Genomic DNA, 11,432 nt, shown 5'->3' on the forward strand with positions numbered 1-11,432 from the left:
ACCGTACCGGTCAGAAAGACCGTGACGCCAAATTGTGGGAGGCTCCTTTAGCGGCTCCTATTCATCAACTGGCCGGAATAAACAGCTTGTACTATGACCATCTGCCTCACAGTCTCTACGGAAAAGTAGATTTCGGCAGTGAGGAATACGCCTGGAACAATTGGGCGGACGTACTAACCCCAGCTGCCGGAACAGATGTGTGGGCTGTGTATGCGGACCAGTTTTATAAGGGAGCTGCTTCCGTGATACACCGTAGGCTGGGTAAAGGAACGGTCACCTATATCGGAACGGATACCGATGACGGCAAATTGGAGAAAGAAGTAGTACGTCGTGTATATACGGAAGCCGGCGTACCGACTGAAGATTTACCGTACGGAGTGGTGAAGGAATGGCGTGACGGTTTTTACATCGCCTTGAATTATACGTCGGACATTCAGGAAATAGTCATTCCCGATGAGGCAGAAGTACTGATTGGCAGTGCACGCCTTGAACCTGCGGGAGTAGTGGTGTGGAAAGAAAAATCGGACAACAAGTATAAATAACCCAATAACAAGAAAAATGAAGATAAGAAATCTTATATCTTGCGCCCTTTGCGGGCTTACTCTCTTTGCCTGCTCACCATCCGGGGGAGGGAAAGATAGGGAAATGGACCGTTTCATTACCGACTTAATGGACCGGATGACTCTCCGTGAGAAACTCGGACAACTGAACCTGCCTTCGGGCGGTGATCTCGTGACAGGTTCGGTGATGAACGGTGAACTTAGCGATATGATTCGCAAACAGGAAATAGGCGGCTTCTTCAATGTCAAGGGCATTCAGAAAATCAATGTCCTACAGCACCTTGCGGTAGAAGAAAGCCGATTGAAAATACCTCTACTTGTAGGTGCAGACGTTATCCACGGCTACGAAACTATTTTCCCGATCCCATTGGCACTTTCCTGTAGTTGGGATACGCTGGCCGTCGAACGTATGGCACGTATCTCCGCTATTGAGGCCAGCGCAGACGGTATTAACTGGACATTCAGCCCGATGGTCGATATTTGTCGTGACGCCCGTTGGGGACGTATCGCAGAAGGAAGTGGAGAAGATCCTTACCTGGGTTCTTTAATGGCAAAAGCGTATGTGCGTGGTTATCAGGGAAACAATATGCAAGGCAACGATGAGATTCTTGCCTGTGTGAAACATTTCGCACTTTATGGGGCGTCCGAATCGGGACGTGATTACAATACAGTGGATATGAGCCGACTACGTATGTATAACGAATATCTGGCTCCTTATAAAGCTGCCGTTGACGCCGGTGCAGGCAGTGTCATGAGCTCTTTTAATATCGTTGACGGTATTCCCGCCACAGCCAACAAATGGTTACTGACCGACCTGCTCCGGAATGAATGGGGCTTCGGAGGACTATTGGTAACAGATTACAATTCGATAGCCGAAATGTCCTCCCATGGTGTCGCCCCTCTGAAGGAAGCCTCCATTCGCGCTTTACAGGCAGGAACGGATATGGATATGGTTTCATGCGGGTTTCTCAATACATTGGAGGAATCCCTGAAAGAAAAGAAGATAACGGAAAAGCAGATTAATACGGCTTGTCGCCGTGTATTGGAAGCCAAATATAAACTGGGACTGTTCTCCAATCCGTATAAATATTGCGATGCCCTGCGTGCCAAAGAAAAACTTTATACGCCTGAACACCGTTCTGCAGCACGTGCGATTGCGGCTGAAACATTTGTTCTATTAAAGAATGACAACAAGCTGCTTCCACTTGAGCAAAAAGGCAGGATTGCCCTGATCGGTCCGATGGCGGACGCACGTAATAATATGTGCGGTATGTGGAGCATGACATGTACACCGTCCCGCCACAGAACATTGTTGGAAGGAATCCGTGCGGCAGCGGGTGACAAGGCTGAAATTCTATATGCAAAAGGCAGCAACATATATTATGATACGGAAACAGAAAAAGCTGCTACGGGTATTCGCCCGCTGGAACGTAGAGATAACCGACAACTGTTGGACGAGGCTTTACGCGTGGCTTCCCGTTCAGACGTCATTGTTGCCGCTTTGGGTGAATGTGCGGAAATGAGCGGTGAATCGGCTTCACGCACCGGCCTCGAGATACCCGATACACAACAAGATTTATTGAAGGCTTTAGTGAAAACGGGCAAACCTGTCGTACTTCTTCTGTTCACAGGACGTCCTCTGGTCTTGAATTGGGAGGATGCGAATGTTCATTCCATATTGAATGTCTGGTTTGGCGGTAGCGAAACAGGAGACGCGGTTGCCGATGTATTGTTTGGCAAAGTCACTCCAAGCGGCAAACTGACAACTACCTTCCCACGTTCAGTGGGACAGCTGCCGCTATTCTACAATCATTTGAATACAGGTCGTCCTGATCCCGACAATCATGTGTTCAACCGTTATGCCGGCAATTATCTGGATGAGAGTAATGAACCTCTGTATCCGTTTGGATATGGTTTGAGTTATACGGACTTTGTTTATGGTGGATTGCAAATTAGCTCGGAAACCTTGCCTAAGAATGGTGAGTTGACTGTATCTGTCACTGTAACCAACAAAGGAAACTATGATGGTTATGAAACGGTACAACTGTACCTTCGTGATATTTACGCGGAGGTCGCCCGTCCAATGAAAGAGTTGAAAGGTTTTGAACGCATTTTCCTGAAAAGCGGGGAAAGTCGTGATGTTAAGTTTGTTATTACGAAAGATGACTTGAAATTCTATAATTCCGAATTACACTATGTTTACGAACCCGGAGAATTTGATGTTATGGTAGGGCCGAACTCCCGTGATGTACAAACTAAAAGTTTCCAAGCAGAATAAAGTAACACCTGATAAAAGTTGTATTGTAGGGAGTACTTATTATAATCGCACGAGCTTGCACTCATGACATAGTACAAGCCGAAGATATTGTTGCCGACACTATGATTTTGTTATGAGGAAAGTTCTGCAACTCGGAAGAAATCAGCGCGACGTTACCTTTAAATGAAATCAAGGTGTACCTTCTACTTTAATGAACAGATTAAATTATTCACTATTTAAAATAAAAAAAGATATGCATTATTTAAGAACACTGACTTATTTATGGAGTTTACTTACTCTTCTTTTAATGGTTGCTATCACAACAATCTGCTCCTGTGTCTCTACACCCCAAAGAAGCGGACAGTTGAAAGAACAAGATGAATATGATGTGGCAGCTTATATTTGGCCGTCGTGTCACAATGATCCGATGGGACGCGACACACTGTGGAGTGAAGGTACAGGCGAATGGGAAATTATCAAAAAAGGTAATCCCCGTTTCGAAGGACACTATCAGCCAAAGGTTCCTTTGTGGGGATACGAAATGGACGATGACACGCAGGTGATGGAGAAATGGATTGACGTGGCAACCGCTCACGGCATCAATACGTTTATCTTCGATTGGTACTGGTTCAACGGACAGCCTTTTTTAGAAAGCACCGTAAACAATGGATTTCTGAAAGCCAAGAATAATAAAAAAATGAAGTTTTACCTGATGTGGGCCAACCATAACGTGGCACACAACTATTGGAATGTACACCGTTACAAGGACAACAACTCGCGTCTGTGGACCGGTGTGGTAGACTGGGCCAACTTTAAAATCATTGTAGAACGAGTGATACGCCAATACTTTCACAAGCCCAACTATTACAAGATAGACAATTGTCCGGTATTTTCCATATTTGGTTTTCATGAACTGTTGGAAAGTTTCGGTAATGCAGACGGTGTGAAGAAGGCTATGGATTATTTCCGTAGCGAAGTGAAAAAGGCAGGATTCCCTGATTTGCACTTGCAACTCATCGGTGACGGGTCTCCCACCGACAAGTTTATAGAACTTGTTGTAAAGGCAGAAGTAAACAGTGTGACAAAATACAATTGGGGATGGCCATACGAAGAAGATTATCTGGCATGGGGTACAAAAGCCATGCAACGTCGCGATCAATGGACAGCGAAACTGGATTCATTGGGTGTGCCATTCTTCCCAAATGCATCAATAGGATGGGATGACACCCCGCGTTTCCCGAATAAAACAGCCAAAGAAGTGGTTCATTACAATGACTCGCCAGAAAGTTTTGCTGCTTTCTTGCAGAAGACGAAAGAATATGTAGACCAACGCCCCGACCGCCCCAAACTGATTACAATCAACTCGTGGAATGAATGGGTGGAAGGAAGTTATCTCTTGCCCGATATGAAGCATGGTTATGGTTACTTGAATGCCGTAAAACGGGTAATAAATGGTGAATATGATTACAAGCCCTAAAAATGCGAATTACTAAATAATGGAAAAATTGATGCTGTATAAAAAATGTCAGATAATAGTACTCATTCCTATTTTTCTATTCCATGTTGTCACATCATCTGCTCAACAACGTGATAGCCATGTACGGGAGTATCTTTCTCCGATACGCATTGTTTGGCAACAGGAGAGTCAACTAATACAAGGAGCAGAATATTTACTCCGATCAGGGCATGGACAAGCAAATCTTGTGAATAATGAACTCTGTAAACTTTCGAGTACCGGGCAGCAACATCCTGCTATTCTTTTCGATTTCGGAAAGGAATTGCAAGGCGGCTTACAAATTGTCACCGGTATGCCAGCCTCACATGCTCCTGTTACTATTCGTGTTCGCTTAGGAGAGTCGGTAAGCGAAGCTATGTGTGACATAGACGAAGTGAATGGAGCGACAAACGATCATGCTATGCGTGATTTTGTTATTAGTGTACCTTGGCTTGGGGTCTTGGAAGTCGGGAATTCCGGTTTCCGGTTTGCCCGGATTGACCTTTTGGACGATTCTGCAGAATTGCACCTCAAAGAGATACGGGCTATTTCTATTTTTCAAGATATCCCTTACAAAGGTTCGTTCCGATGTAATGACGAACGCTTGAATCAGATATGGCAAACTGGAGCTTATACGGTGCATTTGAATATGCAAGATTATATCTGGGATGGGATAAAACGTGACCGCTTGGTTTGGATTAGAGACTTGCATCCCGAAGTGATGACAGTCAATACGGTTTTTGGGTATAATGAAGTGATCCCCAAAAGCCTCGACTTGATCCGTGACTCTACACCACTTCCCCAATGGATGACAATGTGTACGTATTCTCTTTGGTGGATATTGATTCAGAGAGACTGGTATCTTTATCAAGGCAACTTGGATTATTTGAAAGAACAAAAAGGCCATCTATGTGACTTGTTGCAACTTATAATGACGAGAATTGGAGAAGACGGACTTGAAAAATTCAATGATAATGAAGGTCGCTTTCTTGATTGGCCTTCATGTGAGAATCCACTTTATACAAAAAGTTTCCATTAGTAAACATAGAAAACACGTAATTTGCTATTATGATAATTATTAACAAAAGGAATCTGTTTTTCCTAATTTCCGTCTGGCTGTTGTCTACACTTCTGTCGGCGCAAAATGTCACCATATCCACTCCCCATACACAGTTGCTTCTCTCGGTACCAAACGGCGGTACACCGGAACAACTGTATTACGGCTCACGCACCTCCGATGCGGATATCCGAAGCATTTGTGAAACAGCACGCAGAAGAAATGCTTATCCCGTCTATGGAATGGGGTATCCATGCGAAACGGCATTGTCTGTCCGCCATGCCGACGGCAACCTGACACTTCAAATGGCAGTCATAGGCGTAAAAGAAACACGCCTTACAAAAGAAAATGCCACTTTGACGGTGATAGAACTGAAAGACAAAGTGTATCCTTTCTTCGTCAACATCTGCTACAAAGCATGGCAGGATGCAGATGTCATCGAGACATGGACTGAAATCCGTCACGAAGAGAAGAAGCCTGTCCAACTTCAGCAGTTTGCTTCTGCCTACTTGCCTGTCCGCCGCGGCAATGTCTGGCTGTCACATCTTTCCGGTGCCTGGGCAAACGAAGGACAACTCTGCCAGGAAGCGTTGCAACCGGGTATGAAAGTCATCAAAAACACGGACGGGGTACGCAACTCCCAATCGGCACATGCAGAAGTGATGTTCTCGCTCGACGGCAAACCGCAGGAGAACACGGGACGCGTCATCGGCGCAGCGCTTTGCTACAGCGGCAACTACAAACTGCGTATTGACACGCAAGAAGACGACTGGCACCATTTCCTCGCCGGCATCAACGAAGAAAACTCCTGGTACAACCTGAAAAAAGAAGAAGTGTTCCGCACCCCCGCATTGGCACTAACCTACAGCGATGAAGGGATGAGCGGATGCAGCCGGAAATTCCACCAATGGGCACGCCTGCATAAACTCGCCAACGGGAACACTCCCCGCAAAATTCTGCTGAACAGTTGGGAAGGCGTCTATTTCGACATCAACGAACAGGGCATGGACCAGATGATGGGTGATATCGCTGCCATGGGAGGCGAACTGTTTGTAATGGACGACGGTTGGTTCGGCGACAAATATCCGCGCAAAAACGACTCTTATGCCTTAGGCGACTGGACCGTAGACAAGACCAAACTCCCCGGCGGACTGCAATCATTACTTGACAACGCCCGGAAACACGGCATACGGTTCGGCATCTGGCTGGAACCGGAAATGGCTAATACCAAAAGCGAACTGTACGAAAAGCACCCCGAATGGATTATCAAGGCACCCGAACGGGAAGTGGTATGCGCCCGCGGCGGCACACAAGTCGTGCTCGACCTCTCCAACCCGCAAGTGCAGGATTTTATCGTACAGACGGTGGACGAACTGATGAATTCCTATCCCGACATTGATTATATCAAGTGGGACGCCAATATGTCCATCATCACCCAAGGTTCGCAATACCTGACCAAAGACAATCAAAGCCACCTGAACATCGAATACCACCGGGGTTTTGAGAACGTGTGCCGACGCATTCGCGCCAGCTATCCGCAACTGACGATACAAGCTTGCGCCAGCGGCGGCGGACGTGTCAACTACGGTGTACTGCCCTACTTCGACGAATTCTGGACAAGCGACAATACGGATGCACTTCAGCGTATCTACATCCAATGGGGCACTTCCTATTTCTTCCCCGCCATCGGCATGGGGGCGCATATCAGCGCAAGCCCCAACCATCAGACATCGCGTTCCGTTCCGTTGAAGTTCCGTATTGATGTAGCGATGAGCGGACGATTAGGTATGGAAATACAGCCCAAGAATATGACGGAAGAGGAAAAGGCATTGTGCAGAAACGCTATTGCCGAATACAAGACGATACGTCCCGTCGTACAGTTCGGAGATATTTACCGTTTACTTTCTCCGTATGACAAACAGGGCGCAGCTTCGCTGATGTATGTATCGCCAGAAAAGGACAAAGCCGTATTCTACTGGTGGAAAACGGAACATTTCTGCAACCGGCACTTGCCACGGGTGAAGATGGCAGGACTTGCTCCAGACAAATATTATAAGGTGCATGAGCTGAACCGCATCGACACTGAACCTTTGAAATTTGAAGGTAAAAGTTTCAGCGGTGCATATCTGAATGACAACGGACTGGAAATTCCCTCTACCCACAGAGTGGAACCTTCGAAACAAAACGAATATGCCAGCCGCGTGCTTTATCTGGAAGAAGTAACTCCCTCATTTTCCGACAACCGGATAGAACAACGCCCTCCGTTACGTGTTCTTTGCTTAGGCAACTCTATCACCCGCCACGAATATAAAGCGGACATCGAATGGTTCTCCGAATGGGGCATGGCAGCATCCAAAGAAGAAAACGACTATTGCCATCAATTGGAGAAGATGCTCTCGCAAAACCGTCCCGGCACAGTGGTTACCCCGCTGAACATCGCTTATTGGGAACGTAACCTGAATTGCAATATCGACTCGCTGATTGGCACTCATGTTACGGACAAGGATGTGATTGTTATCCGCTTGGGAGAAAACGTACAAGATAAGGAAGCATTCAAATCAGGTATCCTCCGATTGGTGGAATATTGCAAGCGGAAAGCAGACAAAGTAGTCATCACCGGTTGTTTCTGGAAGGATGAGGAAAAAGAACGTGCCATCATCAACGCTGCGCATATGCATGGACTCACTTTCATTCCGATTGACTGGATAGACCGCTTGTATGATTCACGTCCGAAAGTCGGAGACACTCTTTATGACATACACGGAAAGCCATATACTGTAACCAAGGATTTCATCATCGCACATCCCGACGACGAAGGCATGAAGAAGATAGCGGAAGCAATATATAGGGTTCTCTAATGCCCCCGGTGCTTCATTCTTCCATTATTTACAACTGTATAGTTTCCAATTAATGAGAAACTACAGTTGTATGAATAAAGAATTTCAGTTTAAACCCAAAATGGAGAGAACGCCTTGGCTTACCTCCAGAAGAGTCATGGAAAAACGTTCTGGAAAAACTCGCTCCTCTCCCCATGGAAAAAGGAGTATATGTGACTTATGAAGGAATACCTGAAATGTGGAAAAAATAGTCAGTTGCCCGTCATTGATAAACCTCACATCAATGGCGGGTTTCCTTTCAAAGAAACAGTATGCAGCGATAGCCGACAAGGAATTTGCAATAAAAAAGGAGAAAAGACTTACCAAGTCTTAGAATTCCTTTTACCAATATTCTTGAGGAGAAACAAAGATATGGAACTTTAGACAAATAAACTACACCATCAAAGAGTATAAAACACCAGTGCGACAAACAAATTTCTATTGTTTATCGCACTGATATTTAACTATTTAGCTTATCTGTGGATGTTAGTACTCCTCCTCGTTGAAGAAGAAATCCTCCTTACTAGGATAATCCGGCCAAATATCTTCGATACTCTCATAGATTTCGCCCTCATCTTCCATCTCTTGGAGGTTCTCAATAACTTCAAGAGGAGCACCCGAACGCATGGCATAATCAATCAATTCATCCTTGGTTGCCGGCCAGGGAGCATCTTCAAGTTTTGATGCTAATTCCAATGTCCAATACATAATCTTGAGTATTTAAAATGAATACTAAATTTGTCTCGTTTTCTATTTTTCGGCAAAAGTATAATAAAATCTATCATTTCCAACTATTATCCCAAAATATTTCATTATTTTGTTCATCAAAATTAATTTTTCGGGATAATACAAACAAATAATCTGATAATCTGTTGACAAAAGCTAATACTTCGGGAGAAATTGTACAAGTTTCGGACAAAGCCAGAATGCGTCTTTCAGCTCTCCGGCAAATCGTGCGGCAAACATGGCAAACGGCTGCTCCACGACTTCCGCCGGGAATGATGAAAGCACAAAGTTCGGGTAATTGCTCGTCCAGCTTATCAATCTCCCGCTCGATACTTTCCACATGTTCGGGGGTAATGATACTGGCGGGTTTCAGTTGCATTTTCTCCTGGTCGGTGGCCAGGTGTGAACCGATGGCGAATAACTTATGTTGAATACTCAAGATAAAATCCCGGTCGGACTCCTCCTGCAGATAAGTGTGCAGCCATCCCAGGTGAGAATTTAATTCATCCACCGTTCCGTAAGCTTCCAGGCGGATATGAGTCTTTGGAACGCGACTTCCGCCGACAAGACTGGTAGTTCCTTTGTCTCCGGTCTTTGTATATACAAGGCTCTTTTTCATAACTTTCTTTTTTACTATTATAGATGGTAAACGTACAAAGGTTCTTAGAAGTTGATGATATACTGCTGTTTTATCTTCGTTTTATCAAAAAATAGCAAACCGACATCATACAGGTCGAAAGTTATTCCGACCCTTTCGTCAGCCTGCCACTTTTTCCAAAGCACTTTCATCTCTTTGGAATAGCAGATACCATGGACTACAAATACACTTTTAAGGGTAGTACGGTGTACGCAAACCCGAAATACTTCTTCCAATAAGTCCGGATTTTGGTAATCGTTCAGATACAGAAAATCGACTGAAGTATCCGCATCCAGAAACAGTTCCGACAAATCGGAAGCAAAGAGATAAGAAGCCGATGGTTTAGCAGACTGTAAGTACAGGGCTGTCGAGGAAGGACGCCCAACCTCAATAATCGTATCAGGCTGCACTCTATTTACCAACCGGAACAAAAAACGGTTTACCTTTTGAGAACCTTTGGTCCACCCACACTCTCTTACCATCTTTTTTTGTTCTTCTTTCAAGGAAGAATAAGCATAGTAAGGCATCTTCTCATAAATTACATCGGTAATGAGACTGAAAGCAAATGGGGAATGGACACCATATCCGCAACGATGACGGAAGCGGGAAAGCCAGATAAAAGGTCTTTTTATACAGAGTAGAAGATTCATAAAACAATCATTCGTATTTTTATTCTCCCGACAAAGATATATTTTTTTATTGAAAAAGGGTTGGTTCTTTGCAGGAACCAACCCTTATTCATTTATTCCAAGTTACTACTGCAGTCTGAATGACACAGGCACAGTATATTTCACTCGAACTTTCTTACCATTTTGCACTCCGGGAGTCCATTTCGGCATAGAACTTATCACGCGGATAGCTTCTTTATCCAAATAAGGATCAACCCCTCGCACCACTTCAGGATTAGAAATCGTTCCGTCTCTATCTACTACAAACTGAACAATGACTTTTCCTTGTGAACCAGTTTCTTGCGAAATCGTCGGATATTTGATATTGCTACCTAAATATTTCATTAAAGCAGCTGTACCTCCAGGAAACTCCGGCATGACTTCAACACTTACGTGAATAATGTCTTCAACTACCGTTTCTGTTTCTACCACTGGTGGTATCCAAATAACGTCATGAACTGCATTCATATCCTCTGACACTGTAGAAACGTTATCCGTCACCTCCATATTGTTTTCCACTATTTCGAACAATTCTGTTACCTTAGTTTCGGGAGGAGGAGGCGGTTCCAGTTTCTCTTCAAGGAATGTGATCGGAACTAGCTCTGTTACAAAGATGGATTCATCATCTGGTGATAGTGCTGCAACTCTGACATCATGTTGTGTCCATTCGAACGAAACGAACATGAAGGCTAGCGCAACAACCAAACCCATCAACAACCAAGAACCCCGTTGATTCTCAATTGCAGCCTTTTTTGATTTCTTGGCTTCCATAAAAAATGTGTTTAAGTAATTAATAATAGAAAATATATAGTATATATACTACTTTTCGTTTTTCCTCTTAAGCATTACTTAAAGTGCTCTCTCGCTGCAATAAATATAGTCTTTTTATGGATAGGTTGTTACGACGCCCCTTGTTTATTTTATTCTTTTCTCTTCTTTTCGATAAAATTTATGAATTAATCCTCATATCAGGCGACCTGCCCATTCCTGTCAACAATAGTCCTTGAATATATGTCTTTCAAAGCACACTAGAATAAATCTTTGCTAATCACCCAATCTTTCATCTTTCACCACTTATCACATTCAAAGGAACAGCTATTTCTTTCCTGAACTATTAATAGATAAGTTCATATAAACTTCCTTTTCACTAATAGAT

8 protein-coding genes and 2 pseudogenes are annotated in these 11,432 nt (G+C 44.3%); 5 read left to right on the forward strand and 5 right to left on the reverse strand.

Features of this window, described 5'->3' with window-relative positions:
• The 5 genes and pseudogenes from BXY_RS09180 to BXY_RS09200 all read left to right on the forward strand — a co-directional run.
• Positions 1–542 (forward strand): beta-galactosidase trimerization domain-containing protein (locus tag BXY_RS09180; RefSeq protein WP_208946794.1); only part of this gene is annotated, 542 nt, incomplete at its 5' end.
• Between the two features lie 16 nt (positions 543–558).
• Complete coding sequence (bglX, locus tag BXY_RS09185) at positions 559–2,838, forward strand: beta-glucosidase BglX (protein WP_008642674.1); 2,280 nt, start codon at positions 559–561, stop codon at positions 2,836–2,838.
• A gap of 232 nt (positions 2,839–3,070) precedes the next feature.
• A complete protein-coding gene (locus tag BXY_RS09190) occupies positions 3,071–4,294 on the forward strand; it encodes a glycosyltransferase WbsX family protein (RefSeq protein ID WP_134993558.1) in 1,224 nt (407 codons plus the stop codon).
• A 19-nt stretch (positions 4,295–4,313) separates the two neighbouring features.
• Positions 4,314–5,324 (forward strand): annotated as a pseudogene (locus BXY_RS09195) (alpha-L-rhamnosidase-related protein); the annotation flags it as partial.
• Between the two features lie 56 nt (positions 5,325–5,380).
• Positions 5,381–8,227: an alpha-galactosidase gene (locus tag BXY_RS09200; protein ID WP_008642671.1), complete on the forward strand. Its 2,847-nt coding sequence runs from the start codon at positions 5,381–5,383 to the stop codon at positions 8,225–8,227.
• Between the two features lie 222 nt (positions 8,228–8,449).
• Here the strand turns inward: BXY_RS09200 and BXY_RS23525 are convergent.
• The 5 genes and pseudogenes from BXY_RS23525 to BXY_RS09220 all read right to left on the reverse strand — a co-directional run.
• Positions 8,450–8,560 (reverse strand): annotated as a pseudogene (locus BXY_RS23525) (IS982 family transposase); the annotation flags it as partial.
• A gap of 171 nt (positions 8,561–8,731) precedes the next feature.
• Positions 8,732–8,953: a DUF2795 domain-containing protein gene (locus tag BXY_RS09205; RefSeq protein ID WP_002558131.1), complete on the reverse strand. Its 222-nt coding sequence runs from the start codon at positions 8,951–8,953 to the stop codon at positions 8,732–8,734.
• A 73-nt stretch (positions 8,954–9,026) separates the two neighbouring features.
• Positions 9,027–9,590, reverse strand: a complete 564-nt coding sequence (locus tag BXY_RS09210; protein ID WP_008642670.1) for a cob(I)yrinic acid a,c-diamide adenosyltransferase — start codon at positions 9,588–9,590, stop codon at positions 9,027–9,029.
• Positions 9,591–9,634: 44 nt separating this feature from the next.
• Positions 9,635–10,258 carry a hypothetical protein gene (locus tag BXY_RS09215; RefSeq protein ID WP_015531739.1) on the reverse strand — a complete coding sequence of 208 codons (624 nt, stop codon included), beginning with the start codon at positions 10,256–10,258 and terminating at the stop codon, positions 9,635–9,637.
• A 105-nt stretch (positions 10,259–10,363) separates the two neighbouring features.
• A complete protein-coding gene (locus BXY_RS09220; protein ID WP_008642667.1) occupies positions 10,364–11,047 on the reverse strand; it encodes an energy transducer TonB in 684 nt (227 codons plus the stop codon).
• Between the last annotated feature and the right edge of the window lie 385 nt (positions 11,048–11,432).

The organism is Bacteroides xylanisolvens XB1A (assembly GCF_000210075.1).
In the GTDB taxonomy this organism is placed as follows: Bacteria; Bacteroidota; Bacteroidia; order Bacteroidales; family Bacteroidaceae; genus Bacteroides; species Bacteroides xylanisolvens.

Bases quoted from the DNA above. Each gene is read 5' to 3' on its own strand.
- bglX (WP_008642674.1), top strand. From the start codon at position 559: ATGAAGATAAGAAATCTTATATCTTGCGCCCTTTGCGGGCTTACTCTC.
- BXY_RS09190 (WP_134993558.1), top strand. From the start codon at position 3,071: ATGCATTATTTAAGAACACTGACTTATTTATGGAGTTTACTTACTCTT.
- BXY_RS09200 (WP_008642671.1), top strand. From the start codon at position 5,381: ATGATAATTATTAACAAAAGGAATCTGTTTTTCCTAATTTCCGTCTGG.
- BXY_RS09205 (WP_002558131.1), bottom strand. From the start codon at position 8,953: ATGTATTGGACATTGGAATTAGCATCAAAACTTGAAGATGCTCCCTGG.
- BXY_RS09210 (WP_008642670.1), bottom strand. From the start codon at position 9,590: ATGAAAAAGAGCCTTGTATATACAAAGACCGGAGACAAAGGAACTACC.
- BXY_RS09215 (WP_015531739.1), bottom strand. From the start codon at position 10,258: ATGAATCTTCTACTCTGTATAAAAAGACCTTTTATCTGGCTTTCCCGC.
- BXY_RS09220 (WP_008642667.1), bottom strand. From the start codon at position 11,047: ATGGAAGCCAAGAAATCAAAAAAGGCTGCAATTGAGAATCAACGGGGT.